The organism is Fontibacillus panacisegetis (genome assembly GCF_900102215.1).
Classification (GTDB): Bacteria; Bacillota; Bacilli; order Paenibacillales; family Paenibacillaceae; genus Fontibacillus; species Fontibacillus panacisegetis.
This window is the reverse complement of sequence record NZ_FNBG01000001.1, coordinates 43498-66870: the sequence shown is the minus strand read 5'-3', so window position 1 is coordinate 66870 and position 23373 is coordinate 43498. Positions and strand designations below refer to the sequence as shown.

18 protein-coding genes and 1 pseudogene are annotated in these 23373 nt (G+C 43.4%); 13 read left to right on the top strand and 6 right to left on the bottom strand.

Annotation, left to right across the window (positions count from 1 at the left end; translation table 11 throughout):
• Window positions 1–193: 193 nt before the first annotated feature.
• Window positions 194–722: pseudogene (locus BLS49_RS00300) on the bottom strand (helix-turn-helix domain-containing protein).
• A gap of 156 nt (window positions 723–878) precedes the next feature.
• On the opposite strand from BLS49_RS00300, the gene BLS49_RS00295 reads away from it, so the two are divergent.
• The 7 genes from BLS49_RS00295 (at window position 879) to BLS49_RS00270 (ending at window position 8022) form a co-directional block, all read left to right on the top strand.
• A complete protein-coding gene (locus BLS49_RS00295) occupies window positions 879–1655 on the top strand; it encodes an S-layer homology domain-containing protein (protein WP_091225750.1) in 777 nt (258 codons plus the stop codon).
• A 174-nt stretch (window positions 1656–1829) separates the two neighbouring features.
• Window positions 1830–2372: a cupin domain-containing protein gene (locus BLS49_RS00290; RefSeq protein ID WP_091225749.1), complete on the top strand. Its 543-nt coding sequence runs from the start codon at window positions 1830–1832 to the stop codon at window positions 2370–2372.
• 176 nt (window positions 2373–2548) lie between these two features.
• On the top strand, window positions 2549–3751 hold the full coding sequence (locus BLS49_RS00285) for a macrolide family glycosyltransferase (protein ID WP_091225747.1): 1203 nt from the start codon (window positions 2549–2551) through the stop codon (window positions 3749–3751).
• A gap of 299 nt (window positions 3752–4050) precedes the next feature.
• Window positions 4051–4413: a hypothetical protein gene (locus tag BLS49_RS25895; RefSeq protein ID WP_483863939.1), complete on the top strand. Its 363-nt coding sequence runs from the start codon at window positions 4051–4053 to the stop codon at window positions 4411–4413.
• A gap of 183 nt (window positions 4414–4596) precedes the next feature.
• Window positions 4597–4974 carry a TolB family protein gene (locus tag BLS49_RS00275; RefSeq protein ID WP_091225744.1) on the top strand — a complete coding sequence of 126 codons (378 nt, stop codon included), beginning with the start codon at window positions 4597–4599 and terminating at the stop codon, window positions 4972–4974.
• A gap of 256 nt (window positions 4975–5230) precedes the next feature.
• Complete coding sequence (locus BLS49_RS25090) at window positions 5231–5335, top strand: DUF6254 family protein (protein ID WP_220482941.1); 105 nt, start codon at window positions 5231–5233, stop codon at window positions 5333–5335.
• A 431-nt stretch (window positions 5336–5766) separates the two neighbouring features.
• Window positions 5767–8022: an ATP-binding cassette domain-containing protein gene (locus tag BLS49_RS00270; protein WP_091225743.1), complete on the top strand. Its 2256-nt coding sequence runs from the start codon at window positions 5767–5769 to the stop codon at window positions 8020–8022.
• A 145-nt stretch (window positions 8023–8167) separates the two neighbouring features.
• Here the strand turns inward: BLS49_RS00270 and BLS49_RS00265 are convergent, their stop codons facing one another.
• The gene (locus tag BLS49_RS00265) at window positions 8168–11146 is read right to left on the bottom strand and encodes a hybrid sensor histidine kinase/response regulator (protein ID WP_245742215.1); all 2979 of its coding nucleotides are present in this window, start codon (window positions 11144–11146) and stop codon (window positions 8168–8170) included.
• 479 nt (window positions 11147–11625) lie between these two features.
• Between BLS49_RS00265 and BLS49_RS00260 the strand changes: the two genes are divergently transcribed.
• The 5 genes from BLS49_RS00260 to BLS49_RS00240 all read left to right on the top strand — a co-directional run bounded on the left by BLS49_RS00260 (window position 11626) and on the right by BLS49_RS00240 (window position 18742).
• Window positions 11626–12282, top strand: a complete 657-nt coding sequence (locus BLS49_RS00260; protein WP_091225740.1) for a hypothetical protein — start codon at window positions 11626–11628, stop codon at window positions 12280–12282.
• A 110-nt stretch (window positions 12283–12392) separates the two neighbouring features.
• Window positions 12393–16658, top strand: coding sequence for an S-layer homology domain-containing protein (locus BLS49_RS00255; protein WP_091225738.1), 4266 nt, complete (start codon window positions 12393–12395; stop codon window positions 16656–16658).
• Window positions 16659–16849: 191 nt separating this feature from the next.
• Window positions 16850–17227 carry a GntR family transcriptional regulator gene (locus BLS49_RS00250; RefSeq protein ID WP_091225737.1) on the top strand — a complete coding sequence of 126 codons (378 nt, stop codon included), beginning with the start codon at window positions 16850–16852 and terminating at the stop codon, window positions 17225–17227.
• 2 nt (window positions 17228–17229) lie between these two features.
• A complete protein-coding gene (locus BLS49_RS00245; protein ID WP_091225735.1) occupies window positions 17230–18120 on the top strand; it encodes an ABC transporter ATP-binding protein in 891 nt (296 codons plus the stop codon).
• Window positions 18089–18742 (top strand): ABC-2 transporter permease, encoded by a 654-nt coding sequence (locus BLS49_RS00240; RefSeq protein ID WP_091225733.1) that lies wholly within the window; start codon window positions 18089–18091, stop codon window positions 18740–18742. The genes BLS49_RS00245 and BLS49_RS00240 overlap by 32 nt, the downstream gene beginning before the upstream one ends.
• A gap of 399 nt (window positions 18743–19141) precedes the next feature.
• Here BLS49_RS00240 and BLS49_RS00235 read toward each other — a convergent pair whose 3' ends face one another.
• The 4 genes from BLS49_RS00235 to BLS49_RS00220 form a co-directional block, all read right to left on the bottom strand.
• Window positions 19142–20062 carry a sensor histidine kinase gene (locus tag BLS49_RS00235; protein ID WP_245742214.1) on the bottom strand — a complete coding sequence of 307 codons (921 nt, stop codon included), beginning with the start codon at window positions 20060–20062 and terminating at the stop codon, window positions 19142–19144.
• A 20-nt stretch (window positions 20063–20082) separates the two neighbouring features.
• On the bottom strand, window positions 20083–20844 hold the full coding sequence (locus tag BLS49_RS00230) for an ABC transporter permease (protein WP_091225731.1): 762 nt from the start codon (window positions 20842–20844) through the stop codon (window positions 20083–20085).
• On the bottom strand, window positions 20837–21760 hold the full coding sequence (locus BLS49_RS00225) for an ABC transporter ATP-binding protein (protein WP_091225729.1): 924 nt from the start codon (window positions 21758–21760) through the stop codon (window positions 20837–20839). The genes BLS49_RS00230 and BLS49_RS00225 overlap by 8 nt, the downstream gene beginning before the upstream one ends.
• An 83-nt stretch (window positions 21761–21843) precedes the next feature.
• Entirely contained in the window at window positions 21844–22536 is a 693-nt protein-coding gene (locus BLS49_RS00220; RefSeq protein ID WP_091225728.1) for a response regulator transcription factor, read from the bottom strand.
• Window positions 22537–22781: 245 nt separating this feature from the next.
• Between BLS49_RS00220 and BLS49_RS00215 the strand changes: the two genes are divergently transcribed.
• On the top strand, window positions 22782–23357 hold the full coding sequence (locus tag BLS49_RS00215; protein WP_091225726.1) for a LysE family translocator: 576 nt from the start codon (window positions 22782–22784) through the stop codon (window positions 23355–23357).
• The last annotated feature ends 16 nt before the right edge of the window (window positions 23358–23373 follow it).

Sequence of the window (23373 nt, the reverse complement as noted above, 5' to 3'; positions counted from 1 at the left end):
CCATATTCCTGCATTTTTGCAGGCTTTTGTTCATCCTTTCACAGCTACTTATAAAAAACTGCATTTTTGCACCTTTTCCTGATATCTTGCCTTTCCACTGCTAAAACAGGAGCGTCCCTCAAAGTTATCTTAGTAAACTTTTGGGACAGCCTCTTCTTAAGAGGAGAGGAGTTGCAAACAGCATCCGCAGCAATTACTGCTTATTACGAAAGGATTTGGGTGACATGCCGAACGTTTTTTTAAATTGGCGCGTGAGATAATTACTGTCGTTAAATCCGCATTCATAAGAAATTTCCGTAATAGAAAGGTCTGTTCGTTTAAGAAGCGTACATGCCCGATCCAAGCGCAGTCTCTGAAGATAAGCGATCGGCGACGTCTGATAATAAGCTCGGAATATCCGGTTTAAGTGTCTAACGGAAATACCTGATCTGGTCGCGATCTCTTCCAACGTAACTTGCTCCAGATAGTGATCCTCAATATAGGAGATCGCACTCGCCAGATGCATCATACTGCTGTCTACGCCTTTTTCCTGTTGATCATACTGTCTCGACAAATAAACGACTAGCTCCATAAATCGGGAGTAGCGTGTCCATTCAGTACAATAACCAATTCCGAGAAGTCTACATGTTATGATTAGACAAGTCCTCATGATGACCACCATATTGTATAAAAAAGGGAAAATGTTCATCCGTTGTAAACCAGTTCAAGTATATATTTTCCAAGTAGTTACCACCTAAAAAATGATATGTCTATATCATGCTATTTACTTGCACATAAATCAAGATTTTAGTTATTATTTTTTGTATCTGAAGAACCGATATAATAGTAAGTCTAGAGAACTACTTTTCATAAATTATGCCTAAAGGAAGTGGAAAGAGATGTTGAAAAAGAAATGGCTTATCATCCCGTCGGTTGTGGCGGCACTGTTTTTCAGCCAATCCGCACTCGCAGCAAATACTTTTCCGGATGTGGATGAGACCCAATATGAATGGGCTGCAGAATCGATTCGTTCAATGGTTGACAAGGGCGTTGTCAGCGGTTACGCGGATGGGACGTTCAAGCCAGATAAAACTGTAACGAAAGCAGAATTTGTACATATGTTCCACAAGCTTTTTCCAGAAATAAATCATTCATCCGGCAAATCCTCAGACTTTGCTGATGCGCGTAAGCACTGGGCGAACAAAGACTTTGCAGCTCTATTCAACGGGGATTATGTATGGCCATTTGCTGAAAATGTAGGAGGCAAATATCCAAATTATCAATTCTATGTAAGTCCTGAGAAACCATTAACTCGATGGGATGTAATGATGATTGCTTCCATTCGTACTGATTACACGAATCTGACTTTTCATCCTGAGATAGAGGAAGTGATTTCAGCGGCGGCAGAATACAAGGATGTTAAAATTCGTCCGGCAAATTATAATGACGATTTTTCTGCCTACTATCCGGTACTTTACATCGATTATAGTGAAGAAGAGTACTACTATGATGGTGATTTCCAGGATCAAAAGGCAGAAGCATTTTATACCTTAACCAAGCTGGGTGTCCTTACCGGAAATGAAGGTTATCTTCGTCCAAAAGCGTTAGTCACACGTGCTGAAGCAGTTACAATCTTACAGCGATTGTACGAAGCTACAACACAATCAAATGATTAATAAAGTCATTTGCCATAAGGATCAACTAAACCGTGCTGCTCTGCAGCATGGTTCTTTTGTGCTCATTTTCTTTCTGACAATGATGGGCGGCCGCCCATTTTCCAATCCATTAAATAGGCTGCTGCATAGGATAAAAAGACTTGTAAATATCAATAAAGAGGAGAAATGAAAAATATGTACCGAAACGGTTGCTATTATGATCAATGGCATCATCCAATGTATGACTATTGTGCTGCCAATTGGAACCGAAACTCAGGCCCATATTATTGTGGACAGCTTTATTATCGAAAATCTCATAATGAAAGCATTAAATTAATGGATTATGGTCCAAACCCTTTTGTTGTAAATATAGAAGAAGCTGCGGAACAAAACAATACTTACCGAACCACATTATGGACAGGGGAACACTTCCAAGTAACCCTGATGAGTATTAATGCGGGAGATGATATCGGCTTGGAAGTTCATCCGGATACGGATCAGTTCATAAGAATCGAAGAGGGGCAAGGACTTATTCAAATAGGTGACAGCAAAGACAAATTGAATTTTCAAGCCATGGCCTATGACGGCTATGCCATTATGATACCTGCTGGAAAATGGCACAATGTAACCAATACAGGTCGTTCACCGCTTAAGGTTTATGTAATATACGCTCCTCCTCATCATCCGCATGGCACGGTTCATAAAACAAAGGCAGATGCCATGACTTCAGAGACATAATAGCTGCCGCCGCCAGAAATGGCGGCTTTTTTAGTTAAGAACGGCTAAAAAGTTAAAGGGCAATATCGTACAAGAATGTGATTGCCGCTTGTGATACTCTAATTATCAGATCATCAAGAAAGATTTCTAAATTTTCAACGAGTATACTATGATAAGCATGACCGAGAGGTGATAGAATGGCGCGTGTTTTATTTATAAATGGCGGATCTGAGGGACATATCAATCCTACGATAGGAGTTGTGCAAGAGCTTGTTGCGCGCGGAGAAGAGGTAGTTTACTTTTGTATAGAAGCATTTCGGAAGCGCATTGAAGCAACGGGGGCTACCGTTCGAACGTTTGATGATCACAAATTTATTAAAGCCTTTATCTCCGGCGGAAGAGATCATTTGCTCGAAAGAATTAACGGCCTTTTACTTACGGCAGATATCGTCATACCAAGCGTTCTGGAGCAAACCGCAGGAGATTGTTTTGATTACATCATCCACGACTCCATGTTTGGCTGTGGGCGTTTATTTGCTCAAATTTTTAAGTTACCTGCAATTAACTCTTGCACTTCCTTTGTGCAGTCCAAAAATTCATTGGATAAAGCGTTGGAACAGTTTTCTAACGAAGTGCCTTCTGAAATTGTTAAATCTGTGTTCGATAGATTTCAAAGTCTGGCAGTGAGGGTATGTGAAAAATACAATGTAGAGATTCATTCTCCCTACGATGTGTTTTGCAATCCAGCACCCCTTACAATCGTTTATACAACAAGAGAGTTCCAACCTGATGAAGAGGCTTTTGATCACACATACAAATTTGTAGGCCCATCGATTTCTCAACGATTAACTCAGGACAGCTTCGACTTTGATGGAATAAGAGGGGAAAATCCCATTTACATTTCAATGGGCACAGTCTTTAATCAGCTGACCGATTTCTATAAACTTTGTTTTGAGGCGTTTGGGAAGACGAATCATAGCGTTGTAATGTCTATTGGAGAAAAAGCTCAAATATCTGATTTAGGGGAAATTCCTAATAACTTCATTGTAAAAAACTATGTTCCACAAACCGAAATCCTGCAACACACTAAATTATTGATTACACATGGTGGAATGAACAGTGCCCATGAAGGCCTATTTTACGGGGTTCCTCTCATTGTAATCCCACAAAGTGCCGATCAGCCGATCATCGCGAAGCAGGTCGCCAACACCGGAGCAGGCATTGAATTACCCATGCATAGCTTGACTGCAAGTCAACTACGTGAGGCCGCAGATCATGTATTAAGCCATGCATCTTTTAAGCTAGCCGCCGCAAACTTTAGGGAATCCTTTCGAAAATCAGGCGGGTATCATCAAGCTGTCGATGACATTTTCGATTTCAAAAGTCATTATTATATGTAGGCATTTGCTAACTAAAAGCAACCGTATGATTAACTTAGCTAAATACGAAGGAACCACGAAGGGATGGTTTTTATTGCTCTTGTGATAGTGCTGAGCTGATAATTGATACACTGAAAGAAAATGAAAATAGGATTAAAGGAATTCTCGATTCAATAATAGACGTTTCATTTGATCATATTGAACAATTACTGCTTAATATATTTAAATCGGATAGGTTTAAAGATAAATGTCGTTCCCTAAAGGGTGAGGCATCATGCTTAATATGTATACGAAAAGAAAACATTCTTTGGTGGTTCTCCGTGGGTGATTGTCAGCTTTTTCTAATTCATGATGATTTAGAATCTTGGGGTCAAGTGAGTTTAAACCAAAGAAATTTTTACGAATGGATAGGTAAAGTAAACACGTTTGAAAAAACAGTACCCTGTTATTCACTCGGGCGTAGGGAACTTAGAACAGGGAAAAATTATATTTTGTTGATCACTGATGGATATCTTGAAGCAAAAGATGCTACCAGCTCAATTCCTGAGCTTTGCCGCTCGGAGAGTTTGATCGAATCATTTCTACATAATCTACATTTTCAGCAAACATTGGATAGTACTACTTTAGTACAATGGGCGGTAAAGAATGAGTTAGACGCAGCAAATCCTTCCACTGACGAATAAAGAAATCACTCAGCCTTGCTTTTACATTTACATCTAATTTGTTTACATATTGTGTAAAATTATGACAACGATATTTGGGTTTCCGAACGTGAAGGAGAGAAGTGGTCTGCACCACGCCCTCTGGAAGGTCCCGTTAACTCGACAAGTCAGGAATGGCTGCCCTCTGTTGCCACGAACGGCAACTTGTATTTCGAATCGGATCGTCCTGGCGGAGCTGGCCGAATCGATCTATACGTCTCCAAATGGACGAATGGAGCCTATTCCGAGCCGGAGAGGCTGCCCAATACGATCAACACCAGTGTGAATGATGAATCTCCTTATATCGCTCCCGACGAGAGCTATCTTATATTCGTGCGCGGTCACAGATTCTTTATAAGCTTCAGAGTTAATAACGAATGGACTGAGCCAAAAGCGATCGTCTTACGTGGCGACACAGGAAACATTAAGTACAGCCCATATGTCACAAAAGATCAAAGCACTCTATATTATACAAGCACTTGGAAAGGCACAGCGGATATTTACAAAGTAAGCTTTAATCCATTGGATTATAAACTCCAATAAAGGGCTAAACTCTGTCGTGAGATAAATATTATGATTCCTCGATGAAACAATGAAATTGAAGGTGGTCTCAGCATTTATAATATTTGAATTATGCGAAAAACTATGAAAAAAATGTATGGACTGTATACAGATCCATCAATCCTGCATTCGAGCTTTCACAAACCATAGAGTATATACAACAATGAATGAACAAGGTCAAGGAATGACAACATAAGAAAGTGGTATACATCTCATTTTCTAGAGGAGGACAACTGTCATGGCTGACCAGAAGAGAAGGAAAGAAGCTGCCTGGAAGTCTCGAAAGCAAGAACAGCATCCTCATGGTAAAGTCAAATCACTCAAGGAATTGTCCAACGAATAGGACAAGGCGTGTACTGCATGTAATAAAAAAGACTGTCGGAGGAATTTTCCGGCAGTTTTTTATGCAACAATGGTCTATAAGACTCGTTGAAATCAATCGTTAAACTTATTTTCCCGTCCATAGCTGCTGCTGTTTCGATTTAGGAGTCAGTCTAGTATGTGGTTTTCGCTAACTCTGAATCGCAGGTAGTTTGGAAAGAGCCTTAAATTGAATAATTGCTTATTGATAAACTCCTTCTGTTCGCTACTCTTCACAGAATGGTCATTTTAAACTATATATTTTTACATTTTTTGTATTCATGAATAACTATCGCACACTCCTTGGTCAGAACAATAATAGCTGCAAGTTCGGGCTGCCCGACTTTCTATGTACGATGAATGGTACAATAGTAAATACAAGAAGAAATTAACATTAGCGGAAGGATGTTAGTAATGAGCGAATCTAATCAGGAGTTTATCGTCATTTCGGCAGCAAGGGAAAACAATCTGAAGAACGTATCCTTGCGCATTCCCAAGCGGAAGATCACGATCTTCACCGGGGTATCCGGTTCCGGCAAGTCATCGATCGTCTTCGATACGATTGCCGCAGAATCCACGCGATTGCTGAATGAGAATTTCAGCATGTTCGTGCGTAATTTCCTGCCGCGCTATCCGCAGCCAGATGCGGACGCGATTGAGAACCTGAGCATGGCTGTTATTGTGGATCAGAAGCGTCTGGGCGGCGGTTCCCATTCTACGATGGGCACGATTACCGATATCTCACCCATTCTCCGTCTTCTTTTCTCTAGAGTGGGTCAGCCCTATGTTGGACAAGCGCATATGTTTTCGTTTAACGATCCGCAAGGTATGTGTCCCGAATGTAACGGGATCGGTCGCAAATTAGGCGTTGACTTGAACAAGGCATTGGACAAATCCAAATCGTTAAATGAAGGGGCCATTATGCTGCCGGACTATTCGGTGAACGGATGGGATTGGAACATAATCGTGCAGGCAGGGCGATTTGATCCCGATATGAAGCTAAGCGAATATTCAGATGAGGACCTTGAGCAACTCCTGTACGGCAAGGCGTGGAAAGTGAAGATGGATTTCGCCGGAAAAGCTACGAACATTACAGTGGAAGGCGTCATTGAGAAGTTCACCAACAAATACATCAAGCAAGATGTAAAAACGAAGTCCGAGCGCACACAAAAAGCTGTTGCTCCTTACATCTCCGAGGGTCCCTGTACCAGTTGCCACGGTGCGAGACTCAGTCAGGCCGCACTCAGCTGCAAAATTAATGGATTTAACATTGCGGACATGTCCTCTATGGAGGTCAGCCAGCTCATTCACGTCATTCGGAAAATTGACGATTCTGTCGCAGCGCCGATTGTCAAATCGCTGACGGAGCGGTTGCAGCATCTGGTAGATATCGGACTTGACTACTTGACGCTGGATCGTGAGACGGATACATTATCCGGCGGCGAGTCGCAGCGCATCAAGATGGTGAAGCACCTGAGCGGCAGCCTGGTGGATGTCACTTACATCTTTGATGAGCCCAGCGTTGGTTTGCATCCCCGTGATGTACACCGGTTAAATGAATTGCTCCAGAAGTTGCGAGACAAGGGGAATACCGTGATTGTCGTCGAGCATGATCCCGATGTGATCAAGCTGGCGGATCATATTGTCGACGTCGGGCCTTACGCCGGCAGCCGCGGAGGCACTATCGTGTATGAAGGAAACTACCAAGGTCTGCTGGAGGCAGGTACATTGACAGGTACTCATATGAAGCGGCCGCTCCAGCTGAAGCTCGATTGCAGGCAGCCATCCGGCAAGCTGTCCGTCAAGGATGCCACATTACACAACCTTCAAAATGTAAGTGTAGATATTCCAACCGGAGTGCTGACAATAGTTACTGGTGTCGCCGGATCGGGCAAAAGCACGCTGATTAACGAAGTATTCCTCAGCCAGCATCCGGATGCGATCGTTATCGACCAATCGGCAATAGGAGTGTCAACACGCTCGAATCCTGCGACCTACACAGGTATTATGGATGATGTACGCAAGGCGTTTGCGTCCGCGAACAAGGTGAGCCAGGGCTTGTTCAGCTTTAACTCCAAGGGGGCTTGCGAGAACTGCCAAGGGTTGGGTGTTGTGTATACAGACCTTGCATTCCTCGACAGCGTGAAGTTGCCGTGCGAAGTATGCGAGGGTAGACGGTTCAAGGAAGAGGTGCTCGCGTACAAACTGAATGATAAGTCAATTGCAGAAGTGCTGGAGATGACCGTGGAGCAGGCATTGGATTTTTTCCAGTTAAAAGAGGTTGTCCGCAAGCTACAAGCGATGAGTGATGTGGGGCTGAACTACATAACACTCGGCCAACCGCTCAGCACGTTATCAGGTGGGGAATGCCAGCGCATCAAGCTGGCAAGCGAGCTGCATAAGAAGGGCAGCATCTACGTGATGGACGAGCCGACAACCGGCCTTCATATGTCAGATATCGGTCATCTTTTGGAAATCATGAATCGCCTCGTGGATGCCGGCAATACGGTGATCGTCATCGAGCATAACCTCGATGTGATCAGCCAAGCGGATTGGATCATCGATATGGGACCGGACGGAGGCAGCAAGGGCGGACAGGTGGTGTTCGAGGGCACACCTTCACAGATCATCCATGTGGAACAATCGATCACGGGAAGATACTTGATGTAATTTAAGATTAAGCATATGAAGAGATCGAGTTCTTCTCCATCTTTATGAGAAAACTCGATCTCTTAATTTTCCTGTTAGTTATGAGAAACATAGAAGTATTGACTTTTAAGTCTGGCTCGGAAGAAGCGTCTCTCCACGTTGAAAATTACAATATCTTTGACTTTGGATCTGGTACAAGAAAAGAAACAATGCTTCCTTCATCAGGTTGACTCTGTATAGTTAGACCTTGTCCAAACAATTGAATCAATCGTCGATGCGTATTGTTTAATCCAATGCCGTTCTTACCTTTGAAGGACAGACTTAGCAACATATCGAGTGTGGTTTGATCCATTCCCGGGCCGTTGTCCTTCACTTCAAAATAAACGGCATTCTCCTTACGGGCAATGTGGATATGAATCGTTACGCCTTCCCTCCGTTTGAGCAGACTATGTTTCACGGCATTCTCCACAAGCGGTTGAATCGATAATGGAGGCACTAGAACATGAATATTTGGTTCTATCTCCCAAACGACGGATAATCGTTCCGCGAAGCGGGTCTGCTCGATATGCAGATAGGCCTCTACTAGCGCCAACTCATGGGAAAGGGGGACTCTTTCACCTGTATTTTGAAAGTCGAAGCTAATCTGCAAGAACGTACTGAACGCGTCGACAAGCTGTTGCATTTTCGGGATATCCTGTTCGCTCAACGCCACAATCGAGTTCAACGCGTTAAACAGAAAATGCGGATTAATCTGTGCCTGTAAATAGGCAGCTTCAACGCGTAAACGTTCGTAATACGAATGTTTCATGGCCGTCAGGGCACGAATACGGTATCTGAGCTCCATGGAATCAACGGGTTTGGTGACATAATCATTGGCACCGGACAAAAATCCCGTATAGATATCCGCTGGCTGGCTGCGAGCAGTCAGAAGCAGAACAGGGAGATCAGATATGGAGTAATGCTCCCGTACCTTCTGCGTCAATTCGTATCCGGAAAGGGAGGGCATCATCACATCGGCGATCATCAGGTCCCACGGCTTCTGATCCAGTAAGGCCAGAGCCTCATGAGCGGAATTGGCGGTAGTAATGTCATAGGGCTCATTGGCGAGAATACCTCTAAGTACATTAAGGTTAACCGGGTCATCATCCACGACAAGCAGTTTTGCCCGAGTATCCGTTAAGAGCGGTGGGATCGGTTCGGGAATGACGCTTCCGCTTCTGCCTTGATCGGAAAAGTTCCATTGATCCATGGATTCATGTCTCTTACCATTGGGTTCGGTAAGAGAGGTGCGGTGTGTTGAAATCGCCTGACGCTCAACGGAAGATGTAAACTTCAGAGCAAAGCTGAAGACAGATCCTTTGCCCAGCTCAGACTGAATGTTTAGCTCACTGCCATGCAGTTCCACCAACTGTTGGCATATACTCAGCCCCAAGCCGATTCCCCGTCCGTCGCGAATGCCATGAGGCCCCTGTTCGTATGGCAGAAATGCCCGCTCCATGATATCTGCGCTCATACCCACACCCGTATCGCTGACCTGAATGACCGCTCGTCCATCCCTTTTGTGAACCGAAACGGTAACATGTCCTTCCTCGGTATACTTCAGCGCATTATGCACCAGATTATACAGAATCTGCACTAGCCTTTTTTCGTCCGCATATACATCCGGAAATGAATCCGGGATATCAAAGCTTAGCTCGACAGGTTTACCCTGTATCATATATTTTAACATGCCGATTACGCCGGGAACGACTGATTGTATGGAAACAGGCTCCTGCTTCAGCATAATGCGATGCTCCCGAAGACGAGCTACATCCTGCAAATCCTCAAGCATGTGTGACATGCGCTGACTTACCGTAATTAGCAACTCCAGGTCCTTGCGGCTGCTTTGCAGCAGACGGCCATCTTCCTTGATGCCGATATTTTGAGCGATATTGATGATTCCGTGCAGGGGAGTCCGCAGTTCATGAGACGTATTTGCCAAAAATTGATCCTTGAGATTGTCTGCTATTTTCAGTTGCTGATTCAGCTTCATGTTTTCCCCGACATTGTAAAAGTATTTTTTGAACCAGTATGCTGAGAAACCAACGATCGCAGATATAATGTCCAACGGATAATAAACAAGTACAGACCGACCGCTATATCCTGCCAGGCTCCACAAATAGTTCGATATGATTGCTGCACCAGATAACAGTAAAAATAAAATATCCTCGTCTTTATTTTTCTTGAACAGTAACTGTCCCAAACTATTGATCAACCAAACAAAAGGTACATATTGAAACAACTGAATAAACCACCATCGCATAGATGTGCTCACCAAAGGTGTAGGGGCAAACATGATGAAGATTGAGTAAACTACAAGTCCTACAGTGTATATACGCAACCATTTATGTATCACTGCACCAGAGACGAATTTACGAAAAACGAGCAGAATCAATAAATTTTGCCACAAAAATGCGATCCACCTAATCTTCAAGGACCATGTGTAATTGATTGACAGCAACGGTACGATGAGATTGTCGTTGCGGGCCATCAGTATCATGGCTACAGATAAGGTCATGAATCCGGCCATAAGCAGAGCGCGTTCTTTCGGATTGAAAGAGTAAAGAATAAATGCGTACAGACAATGCAGCAGCAAAATAACTACTGTAAGCATCATGCTTCCCACCGAATAATAGTAGATCTGTTCTACGGCATCCTGAGAACCAAAGATAACTGGAGCTTCAATGCCTCCCTTGAATGGACTGTCATAGTTGGATACCTGGATGAAAACGTCGAGCGCGGAGACCCCTTCAGAAAAATAGGATACGCGATACATAGTATTATCAGGGCTGTAACTATTTGAGTCCTTTGAGACCGTCCCATGCGAGGGAAACATTGTGCCGTTGATTTCAACGGTAGATGCGGACTTGATCTCCTTAAACCATAAGGAGATTGGCTGCTGAAGTGGATCGACAAGTATGCGCAGCCGGTAGCTTCCATAACCGTACGATGAGTCATCTCCATCATCCATAGCGCTTGTCCAATCTCCGGGCACCTTTAGCAGGGTTGGGGTAGAGGAGAGGAACGGAATGTCCTTGTGCGATACGGATTGAGAAGGGTAGAAGCTCCACTCACCGCTTAGATTGAATAATTTGGATTGATCCATGGTGCGCCCTCGTAAATCCAGGACACCATTCTCCGCTACTACGTCATCACTGGTGACAAATAGGCTGAGCCAAACTAGGCGCAGGCCAAAAAGTATCGTAATAAATATTAGAATGATGGCAATTTTACTGATTACTGAATTTGTTCTCATGAGAGTATCATACCAAAAAAAAGCATTAAAGAGGCCCTGTTATAAAAGTTACTTTTCACGTTGTTAATATGTTATTAAATATTACGTTGTATGTGATTCCAATCATTAGATTTCGCATTTTCAAGTAAATAAAGGGGGGAAAACACATTTTTGCTTGATAGAGTTCATAATTGCGTAACAATATATAACATATCAAAGTTGAATTATGCCATGCAACGATCTATATTAGTTATAATTAGTTATGTTTAGATATATTTAGTATTTTTCAATTCGGCTGTGGCAGCGGGTATAACCCGTAATTTAATAATAAAACCGAGGAGGCGTATTTCGTGATTACAATTTTAAGAGGTTTGAAGGAAAAGAGACGTTTTGTATTGTTGTTGACTTTCATGCTGGCGTTTACTTTGGTTGTGAGTGGATTACAAGCACCTCAAATTGCAAATGCCGGGATAAATACCACAAGTTCAATTGATATATATTTGGATGGATCGACGACTCCAGTCGGTACAATCACGTCATCTGACATTAATACGGCAACGGATTACGGAAACTATCAATATTCCGGACGCAGGAATAACGGTTCCACAGGCTATTATACTACTTACGGTGCTTCTCTCACGGATTTGTTGAACGACGTTCTCTCTGTAAGCATCTATGATACAAGCGATTTGATTAGGGTCGACTTCACTTCACTGGTTGGGCCGAACTATACAAGAAGCTTCTGCAATCCTCAAGCTCAATTGTTTACGGACCGCAACGCATACTCTGATCTCGATGCGGTGAGTCCAACAATAACTAATGTCCCTGCAATTTTGTCCACTACTTCGGCAACTGTCGGCTCATCCGTCTCTGACGATGATGCAATTCGCCTATTTTTCGGAACGACGTCTACAACTGAGAAGAATATCCCTTACTTTACGTCGAATATATCCCGAATCGATCTGTATACTTCCGGCTCTTGCCCGGTCGATCACTACGCGTATTAAAGACCTGATTTGAACCGCTGCCACAGCTTCGGATCACAGCAAATTACAACATTTTCGGACGTAACCCGTTTTCTATTTCAATATAAATATATCAAGGAGTGGAATCCAGTGTGTTAAGGAAAAAGGCACTTAATGGCTTTATAGTATTTGTGATGATTCTTACAAGCATCTCAGCGTTCGGCATATCCGCGAATAAGGCTGCTGCAGAAGTAGTACCAGGGGCATGGATATATGTAGGCAATCAACAGGTTGCGAGCAATGGAACAGCACCAGAGTTGTTGGCGGATGACAGTGGAGTAAGCTATTTGTTGTACAGAGAATTAACAAACGGAAGTAACGGTAAACCAAAGGTGAAAAAGTTTGATGGTTTCGGCTGGAGCGATGTTGGAGGCGATTATGTTTCTGAAACTGCTGCCACAGATTCCAAACTTGCGCTCTCAGGCAGCACACCCTATGTGGCTTTTCGCGGAACGGGTAACGCTATAAGTGTGAAGAAGATAGAAGGAAGCAGTTGGGTCGATGTTGGGGCACCCGGTTCGATCCAGGGTTATGCCATGGATTTCGTAATTAGCGACGGAATTCCCTATATCGCTGTTGTGAGCAGTTCCGTAAGCGGTACGCTCAAGGTAATGAAATACACAGAGTCACATGGCTGGACAACGGTTGGGAATACAGATGTACTTGGCACTGACAAAGTATCTGATCCCTCTTTGACCGTATCCGACGGGATACCTTACGTAGCTTTTCGAGAAAAGGCTTTACTTAACAAAGCAACGGTCATGAGATACAATGATCAAACTCAAGTATGGGAAAGCGTCGGCAACCACGGCTTTACAGAAGGAATGGCACTTTATCTTAGTATTGCGCACGATGAGGGTATAACTTATGTAGCTTATGCGGATAATCTGAATTCCAAGCAAGGGAAAATAATGAGTTATACAGAAGGTTCCGGTTGGCAGCTTGTAGGGGGAACATTCTCTGAGGAATCTATCTCGGCGGTTTCTTTGCTTATTGATGATCTTCATAATCCTCTTGTTGCTTATAAGGATGCATTATCACTCAAAGTTAAGCAGTATAACGCCGGTTCTTGGAATGATGTAGGGAATAATGAACTTCAAGGAAGCAATGGAACACCTGCACTTTCTATATTACAAGGAATACCCTATATAGCATTTGTTGAAGACGTATTTGTTAACGGACCAATAGCGGTAATGAAATTGAACAAGGAGATCGGATTTAGACTAGATGGGATAGCCAAGGATAGAAAAGTCAGCCTCAGTTGGAGAGCGGTCGAAGGCTCTGTTACTTATCAAGTCTACAGCAGCAGTACTTCCGGTCAGTACGGTGACTACCCGGAGGCCGTGCTGGACGCTAATACAACCACGTATCATTCAAGCAACCTTATTAACGGTCAGACTTACTACTTCAAGGTGAATGCCTCGTTATTAAACGGCGATGGTGTATCGAACGAGATGAGTTTTACACCACAGCCTTTTGTTCCAGCTGCCCCGAACCATTTTACTGCAAGAGCCGTCGCCAACGGGACAATAGATATGCAGTGGAATGCAGTAAGCGATCTCGATAGATCGTTGGCAGATCCGACAGGATATCGAATTTATCAGATCGGGGAAGATGGAGGGCGCAGCCTTCTGGCAGACGGACTGACAAAGACTACGTATACAGCTATGGGAATGGCGAACGGTGTTATAGGTTATTATGCGGTTGTTGCATATAACGATAACGGCGAGAGTGAATTAAGCGCTATTGCTAGTTCAATTCCTGAACAATCGGTATGGGAGCCACTGGGAAGCAAAGATGGAATATCAGCGGGAAGAGGGACGTTTAATTCACTGTACATATACAACGGAATCCCTTATATCGCTTATGTGGATGATGCTCTGGGAAACAAGATAACCGTTATGGAGTACTTGGAAACAGGCTGGAAGACTGTCGGCCAGCCCGGGTTTTCAGAAAAAGCTGGAGATATCTCGCTTTTCCTATATGAAGGTATTCCGTATGTTTCGATGAATGGCGGTGATAATGTCGGAGACTTGACAATAATGAGGTACACTGGCGAGGGATTAACGGGCTGGGAAACAGTCGGAAAGCCTGTCGTAGATCAATATACGCACGAAACATCGTTATTCATTGACCAAGGAACGCCATATGTTGCATTCAATGCTTATGCAGGACCACAAGAGGGAACATTCGTTAAAGTGATGAAATACGCAAATGGCGAATGGAGCTATATCGGTAATTATACGGCCGAGGAAGGTAACAATGGCGCAAATAACATTAGTCTTTACGTTGATCGTGGAACCCCTTATGTCGGATATCGCAGTAAAGGGCTTGGTGGAGAAGTTATCCGATATAATGGTAGCACGTGGGAATTGTTAGGCGGTAAAGATTTCACTTCCAGCGAAAGCCCAAACATCAGATGGAGTTCACTGTACGTATACGAAGGTATTCCATATTTAGGTTATGCAATGAATGGCGGAGCAAACCTGAGTAAATTTAACGGAGAAACATGGGAATACGTTGGAAGCAAGGGATTTTATCATCCTGGTGCATGGGTAACCAAGATGACTTTTAGTAAACAGGGTGTACCCTATATGTTGTTGTCGGATGAGCATCACGATGGGAAAACGGTCGTCATGAAATATACAGGGAAAGGGGATACGGGTTGGAAGCAGGTGGGCAATAAATGGTTCTCAAAAGGACGAGTCGAATATACCTCACTGGCAGTTGATAATGAGAAAGTTTATGTAGCCTATACTGATGGGGGAAATCTTGAGAAGACGTCGGTTATGGTCTTTGACGATAGTACAGTTTCACCCGTTAAACCGGCTGGTTTACGAGTGAAAGCGATCGGGGCAAGTACAATCCGCTTGATTTGGAACAAATCGAGTGATGCGAATAGCTATCATGTGTACCGTTCGAGTAGTGTAGATGGCCCCTATATCCAATTGTCCAGTAAACCCGTTGCTGAGGAGTCATTCTTAGATGCCAATTTGGCGGCAAGTACGAGTTATTATTATAAGATTACTGCGGTTAACGAAGATGGGGAGTCTGTTCCGACAGAACCATTGATTGTAAGAACTTCTGATCGTTCAACTAATTTGGATCCATACCCGAATTCAAGTACGAGTTCAAGCACGAATTCAAGTAGCAATACAGTTGCGGGGTCTGGACTTCAGGATTCACATAAGGTCAATAACGGCGTACTAACGCTTGATCCAAAAGTAGTTTCTACAGGTAAGCTGGACGCAATTGTGACGGATCAGCAATTGAGCGAAATGATACAATCGGCTAAGGAGGGACGTCTGGTCGTCCAAGCGATAACGTCTGACAGCAAGCCACTCGAAGCATTGGAAATTCGTATGCCAGTGCATCCCATTAAGGAAGATAAGAATAGAGTGTCGATCCTGACGTTTATTAACGGATCTGTAGAGGTATCGATATCTGCGAGTGAGCTTTGGAGTATGTTACCCGTTAATGCGGAATTTCTATCGGTTTATATTGGAACAGTAGAAAAAGGTAAGTTGTCCGAAAAGGCTAAACGTCAAATCAGCTCCGGTAGAGTCTATGATATCCAGTTGAAAGTAGAAGGGAAGCCAGTAGAACAAGTCTTAAACAAGAAGTCGGTTAAGGTAACGCTACCTTACGATCTGGGCGTTCAAGAGAAGGCGCATCAAGTCGTTGCATACAACGCGAACGACACTAAGGAGCTTAAGACAGTACAAGGAGCGATCTATGATTCCAATGCAGAGGTCTTATCATTCTATATCAATGAATTCGGTACGTATGCAGCGGGTTATGCGAATGTAAAATTCCTTGATTTGGATCAAGCCAAATGGGCTCAAACATCAGTCGAAGCATTGGCTACTTGGGGTATTGTCAAAGGGACCAGTGAGGGTGTTTTTGCACCTAATCTTCAAGTTTCTCGGGCGCAATTTCTTCATCTTCTCATTAATGCGTTAAGTTTGAATTCGGAGTCAGCAGAAATTCGCTTTTCAGACGTCGAACCAGATGCCTGGTATACGAAATCAGTAATCACTGCGGAAAAACTCGGCATAGTGAGTGGTAGAAGCGATGGAACATTCGGAACAGATGATGCCATTACCCGCGAAGAGATGGCTGTTATGCTCTACCGTGCGGCAACAGCTGCCGGATTAGCTTTCGATGATGATCATCCGATCACATTCTCGGATCAAAGCTCCGTGTCCGGGTTCGCGAGCACTGCTGTCAATGCGATTAGCTCAGCAGGGCTCATTAAAGGCACTGGTGGAGGGAACTTTGAGCCAAAAGCAAATGCCAGCCGCGCTGAAGCGGTTACCGTGATCTATTCACTAATGAAACTTATGAAACTAGTATAATCTTAAAAAAATGACGCCATGCAACATTCACGAGGCGTCTTTTTTTATTACTATAGTAGCTGAACGAATATAGCATTAACGGAGGACAAGAATATGTATTGTTTGTCTCGAAAATGATCGACAATCAGTCCTTGTTTGTATATAATGTACTTGAACAATAAGTACACTAATGAGCATTAAGGATGGATTATATGGAAATTATCATCAGCAGCAATACAAGCAAGCCCATTTACGAACAGATTACATCACAGATAAAAGCAATGATAATGAGTGGGGAATTGCAGACAGGCGCTCCCATTCCATCTATGCGATCTCTTGCCAAATCGCTTCATGTTAGTGTAATCACAGTTCAAAAGGCTTATGAAGATTTGCAAAGGGATGGATTTATTGAAACTACCGTTGGACGGGGAAGTTTCGTTTCGGCTCAAAACAAAGACTTCTTCCAGGAGGAACAGCAGCGTAGAGCTGAAGAGCATTTGCAGGAAGCCGCTGATATTGGGCGTACCAGCGGTATCCCTCTTAGTAAGTTACTAGAATTGTTAACCATGTTTTATCAAGAGGAGGAATAAATATGGAGCCCATTTTACAGGTTGAAAACCTCACGAAACAATATACTGATTTCAAACTGGATCATGTTTCGTTCAATATCCCGAAAGGGACGATTATGGGACTGATTGGCGAAAATGGTGCTGGTAAGAGTACCACAATCAATGCCATCCTAGATCTGATTCAAAAAGACGACGGTACGGTCACTTTCTGGGGACAGGAACTTTCTTCTAATCCCAGGCAGCTCAAAGAGAACATTGGCGTTGTTTTTGATGGTATCAATTTTCACGAGACCCTTACTCCGGCAAAAGTGGGGAAAATCTCAGCTGCGGCATATAAACAGTGGGATTTTGATACCTTTAACAATTTTATGAGAAAGTTTCAACTTCCGATGAATAAAGAAATCAAAACTTTTTCAAAAGGCATGAAGATGAAGCTTAGTATTGCCGTTGCACTTTCGCACTATCCGAAACTTTTGATCCTGGATGAAGCGACCAGCGGCCTTGATCCCATCATGCGCGATGATATTCTGGATATTTTTCTGGAATTTGTTCAGGACGAAAACCATTCCATATTAATGTCCTCGCATATTACCACCGATTTGGAAAAAATAGCTGATTATATTACTTTTATCCATCAAGGCGAAGTGCTATTTAGCAAACCGAAAGACGAACTAATATATCATTATGGTATTATCCGTTGTGGTACTTCCGTATTCGATTCCATTGATAAATCAGAAGTTCTCGCATACAGAAAATGTGATTATCAATGGGAAGTCCTTGTTGCAGAAAAGGATACAGCCCAGCGCAAATACAAAAATACTGTCATTGATAATGCCACCATTGATGACATTCTTCTTCTCTATGTAAAGGGGGAACAGTCAGATGAAAAGTTTGATTTTAAAGGATCTGTATAACATTAGTCACAATGCAAAGTCCATGTTATTTATGCTTTTAGTGTTTGTGATCGTAATTATACCTATGTACAGCGTGGAAGCCTATATCATTACTAGCGGTATTTTGTGCAGTATGATGGTTATTACCACTTTCAGCTTTGATGAAAGAAGTGACTGGACAAAATATGCTATGGTTACACCAATTTCAAGAAAGGATCTGGTTGCCAGCAAATTTGTAGTGCTGCTTATTTTTTCTGCTTTTGGTGTAGTCAGTGGCTTGATTCTCGGCTTTGCAGGCGGACTCATCACCAAGAAAGTGGTACTGGATTTGACTTCTATTGCTTCCCTTTTGGTCATCACGGTTGTCGGCATGATGATTGCCGTCATTTTCGGCAGTATCTCCATTCCATTGATGTTCAAATTTGGAGCTGAAAAAGCCCGTATGCTTTCACTGATCTCTTTCTTGTTGCCTGTTGCGGTCTGCTTTGTGGTTTATCAAGTTTTAGTGATGTTTGGTGTGTCCTTTACAGATTCAAGTGTATTTGTCCTGCTGTGCAGCTCTCCAATGATTGCTGCTATTTGGAATTTCGTAATGTATAAAATCAGCTATACGATTTTTTCAAGAAAGGAAGTATTACATTAACGGGCGGTCCTCGAAACAATAACTCTCTGTTTGTGAATGTTATCTAAACCCACTTTTCCTTGATATTGAGTTGTCGGGGAGGGAAGAGGCTGTCCCAAAAGCTATCTAAGATAACTTTGAGGGGCGCTTCTTGTTTAGCAGTGAAAGGCAAGATATCAGGAAAAGCGTGCAAAAATGCAGCTTTAAAAAAGTAGCCATGAAAGGATGAACAAAAGCCTGCAAAAGTGCAGGAATATGATTCAGAATAGACTAGTTTGAAAAGAATCCTTAGAGAAAGCCTGCACATTTGCAGCAATTTAGGGCATTTAGTGAATTTACATGATCAAAGCCTGCACATTTGCAGCAATTTCAGGAATTTCAGGAATTCCGCATCATGACACTAGTACACATGAGATACAGTCATGTAATGTGGCGGGAATCTCCTAGTTTCCAACGGCAGGTCATCAAAAGTTTCTCACCGTCCAGTTCGGCTGTCAACGTGCCACCCATCTTATCCATAAGACTTTTGGCGATGGAGAGACCAAGCCCCGATGCTTGAGAAGATCGGGTACGGTCTGTGGTATAGAATCGGTCAAATAATAGGTTAACATCGCTTCCAGCTAGTTCCTTTGCATCGTTTACAATAGTCAAGTCGGCCGTCTCACGCTGTCGTTTGAAACTGATTTCCACATGCCCGGTCGTATGCTTGACCGTATTGACTAGTAAATTCTCGACAACTCTCCGCACAGCCGACTCATCGGCGTATACGGACACATTTTCTTCAGGCAGCCGTATATCCGGTGTAATGTTAATTTCGTTGAACGAATCGTAAAATCCGACCAGTATTTCGGAGAGTAGGACAGTCATCCCGAGCTTTTCGTTTTGAAGCGGATAATCTAGTGATTCGACCACGGAAAGCTCGAAAAAATCATTCAGTAGTGCCTGAAGCCGTCTTGTCCGATTTTTAACGATAGCAACGTATTCGAGCTTCTCCTCAGGTGTAATTGACTCAGCCTCCAACAGTTGAATATAACCGAAGATGGAGGTGAGCGGTGTACGGATATCATGTGAAATATTCGCAACCGCCTGACGAAATTCTTTTTCGACTCGTTTTCGCTGGACTTCCGACTCGACGAATAAATTGGATTGACGATTGATTTGCCCCGCAAGTGCCTCGAGCTTCTGGTCGAATAGAGCCACGTCGATTTTTTTACCGGTTGCTCGCTCGTTGTAGCGGTACAATTGCTCCGTTATCCGCACTAACTCCCGCCTTAGCATCAACAAACGGACAAGCAGGAGAGCCACTGCCGCAAACAATATGATCGTCAGGATAAGCAACACTCTCCCGCACCTCCTATAGGTTATTTAATTTCCTTTCTGCGAAACACGAGCATCCCAAGCATCCCGGATATGACAAATGTCAACAACGGTACAAGCAGGAGTGCCGGCAATTCTCCACTGTCGATACTGGGCTTGCCGATATTGCCGACCAGTTTGAAGATGGAGTAGTCGTACAAGGTAGCAAAGAAATCGACCTTTGAACCCAGGCCAACCAAAACTGTATCGATCATAATAAAGAAAATCAATGAGAAGCCGATCGTTTTTCCGCTGTCGATAAGGATTACAGTGAACAAAGCGCCGATAGCCGCGTAGCCCGCCGTGTACAGTACTGTCAGGCCGAATGCCCGTGATATGAAAAGCACAGCACTTCCCTCCGGCAGATGACCAAATCCCGAAAGCAGTGTGACTTCGACTGTACTGACTATTGGAAAGACGAGAGAAATCACTATGGAACCGACTGCAAAAACGATCAACTTTGCCGCGAACAGTTGTCCTCTGGTGTTACCCGAAGATGCGATCGTCTTCATGACCCCTGTGGAATATTCGTTGGAGATGAAGAATCCGGCCAATACCGCTACACCGAATTTGATAATATAGGCATTACTCGAAATAAAGGTAATCAGAAATTCAGCTCCCGTAATCTGAGGTTCTCCGCTGGATCGATGATCAAAATAATACAACAGGGGGTACGCAAGCGAGAGGACGGAGAGAACGAACAATAACGTCCAAAATGATCTGTTCTTCCGGAGCTTGAAAAACTCGACTCTAATCAGATTATACATGCACGTTACCCCCAATCCGCTTTGTAAAATAACTCTCCAGATCTTCGCCCATGGGCATAAACTTCTCGATCTCCAAGCCTGCGGAGAATAGTGCCGACGATATTTTGCCTGGTTGCTCAATTCGGCTAAATAATTTGATAGATCCATCCTGCATCACTTCAAAATCGGCCGTGTCCAGCTCGTTTTGAATGACCGTTGTTGCCTTGCCCGGATTATCCACTTTGATATACACATACTGCTGGCATTTCTCGTCCAATTCCTCCGCAGTGAGTTGTTCAAGCAACTTACCATGATGGATAATGCCATAATGGGTTGCCATTAAGTGCAACTCGCTCAGAATATGACTTGAGATCAGTATCGTAATACCGAGCTCGCGATTTAGCCGCTTGAGCAGTTCACGCATTTCGATGACACCCATCGGATCTAACCCATTGGTCGGCTCGTCCAGAATCAGAAATTCCGGATCGCCCAGCAAGGCGATTGCAAGACCTAGCCGCTGCTTCATTCCTAGCGAGAAGTTTTTTGCTTTCTTCTTGCCAGCTCCCTGTAGACCGACCTGCTGTAGCATCCTGTGAACACAATCCTTGCCAGGGATGCCGCGTAGAATCCGGTTTGCTTCTAGATTTTCGCTTGCAGTCATGTGGGGGAACAATGCAGGGCTCTCGATAATCGAGCCAACCCGTTTACGAGCCTGGATCAATGCCTGCTCTTCACTGGTTCCGAACAGCTCAACAGTCCCATCGGTCGGAAAAGCAAGTCCGGTCACAATGCGGATTAATGTTGATTTGCCGGCCCCGTTTTGCCCAATAAAACCATAAATGGAGCCTTTACGGATTGACAAATTGACTTTGTCCAGTGCTGTATGGCCTTTGAATTTTTTGGATAGTTGATTTGTTTTTAAAACATACTCGTACATCTTCGTTTTGGCCTCCTTAATGTGATAGACCAAGTATAGATACTAAAACATAAGAAGTGCTTAAGCCAAATCTTAAGAATGTCTTAAGGCTTGATCCGATAACCCATACCCCATACCGTCTCGATAAATTCGCATCCTGGAGCAGCCTTAGCTAGCTTGCTGCGCAAATTGCTCATATGGACATTGATCGTATTGTCATCTCCACAGAATGGCTCGCGCCAGACCCGTTCATACAAATTGGATTTCGTAAACACCTTCTTCGGGGCCGACAAAAGCAACGAGAGAATCTCAAACTCTCGAGCTGTTAGTGTCAGTTCAGCCCCATCTACTGTAACCGACATTTCATCCCGATCAAGTACTAGTCCCTTATGTCGCTGCACGGTAGACAAAACCGGTTGCGCGATCCGGGCATACAAGCGCAGATGGGAATCGATTCTTGCAGAGACTTCCTCGACGTCGAAGGGCTTCGTAATGAAATCGTCCGCGCCCCCGCGCAGGGCAGACACCTTCGTATGAGGCTCACCCTTGGCCGATATGATAATAACCGGCATATCGTCCCGTCCATCGATGTGCTGGAGTAGTTCCTCTCCCGTCATGCCAGGCAACATCAGATCGAGCAGCAACATGCTCCATGGACGCTGCTCCAGATAGAGAAGGGCCTCCGTTCCCGAATAAGCGGGTTGGGCAAAGTAGCCACTTTTCTTAATAATGCTACACAGCAATCGGCTGATGTAGCTGTCGTCCTCAGCAACTAGAATATTTATTGGGTTGTTCATTTATTCTCCTTTACTTACCTGAAAATGGCCATTATTATGGATGTTCTCTATTAGATATGATAGCAGTTTTTTGTCTTTGTATCGAGATGAGACAAGTTGCCCGGAATGTAGAGCACGATCAAGTCTGTCATGCTATCTTTTCCACACAGTCCCATGGTGCATGACGCTCAATTTTTGCAATAATATACTATAGGGTCTTTAAATTAGGATGTAATATATGAGAATAGCCAGAGAGAGGGGTTCTCATGAATATTACAACTATTTTGTTTTACTGTATGATTGCTACATTTACACCTGGACCTACAAATATTGTTATATTGTCCACCGTGCATAATCACGGAGCGAAAAAAGCAATGAACTATACGTATGGAGCAACGGTTGGTTTTGGCTTATTACTGGTTATTTCCGCTATGTTAAATACGATACTCATTACGTTCATACCAAAAATAATTATTGTGATGCAGATCATTGGAAGCATATATATGCTATATCTTGCTTATATGATTTACAAAATGGATGTATCAAACTCTACTGAAAAAGAAACAGCTACTTTTTTGTCAGGCTTACTTATGCAGTTTCTAAATCCAAAAGTAGTGCTCTTTACAATGACTGTAATTCCAACTTTTATTATGCCGAACTATAGTTCAAGCACAGCGATGACGATAAGTATTCTAGCGATTACAACCATTGGATTTCTGGCATTTATTACGTGGGTGTTTTTCGGGACCATATTCAAGGCGTTTTTACAGAGGCATAACAAGTTTGTTAATATACTTATGGCATTATCTCTTGCTTATGCTGCAATCATGATTTGGATGTAGGGAAGCTTATGAAGAG

Coding starts and splice junctions, on each gene's coding strand:
- BLS49_RS00295 (WP_091225750.1), top strand. CDS start 879: ATGTTGAAAAAGAAATGGCTTATCATCCCGTCGGTTGTGGCGGCACTG.
- BLS49_RS00290 (WP_091225749.1), top strand. CDS start 1,830: ATGTACCGAAACGGTTGCTATTATGATCAATGGCATCATCCAATGTAT.
- BLS49_RS00285 (WP_091225747.1), top strand. CDS start 2,549: ATGGCGCGTGTTTTATTTATAAATGGCGGATCTGAGGGACATATCAAT.
- BLS49_RS25090 (WP_220482941.1), top strand. CDS start 5,231: ATGGCTGACCAGAAGAGAAGGAAAGAAGCTGCCTGGAAGTCTCGAAAG.
- BLS49_RS00270 (WP_091225743.1), top strand. CDS start 5,767: ATGAGCGAATCTAATCAGGAGTTTATCGTCATTTCGGCAGCAAGGGAA.
- BLS49_RS00265 (WP_245742215.1), bottom strand. CDS start 11,146: ATGGATCAATCCAAATTATTCAATCTAAGCGGTGAGTGGAGCTTCTAC.
- BLS49_RS00250 (WP_091225737.1), top strand. CDS start 16,850: ATGGAAATTATCATCAGCAGCAATACAAGCAAGCCCATTTACGAACAG.
- BLS49_RS00245 (WP_091225735.1), top strand. CDS start 17,230: ATGGAGCCCATTTTACAGGTTGAAAACCTCACGAAACAATATACTGAT.
- BLS49_RS00240 (WP_091225733.1), top strand. CDS start 18,089: ATGAAAAGTTTGATTTTAAAGGATCTGTATAACATTAGTCACAATGCA.
- BLS49_RS00230 (WP_091225731.1), bottom strand. CDS start 20,844: ATGTATAATCTGATTAGAGTCGAGTTTTTCAAGCTCCGGAAGAACAGA.
- BLS49_RS00225 (WP_091225729.1), bottom strand. CDS start 21,760: ATGTACGAGTATGTTTTAAAAACAAATCAACTATCCAAAAAATTCAAA.
- BLS49_RS00220 (WP_091225728.1), bottom strand. CDS start 22,536: ATGAACAACCCAATAAATATTCTAGTTGCTGAGGACGACAGCTACATC.
- BLS49_RS00215 (WP_091225726.1), top strand. CDS start 22,782: ATGAATATTACAACTATTTTGTTTTACTGTATGATTGCTACATTTACA.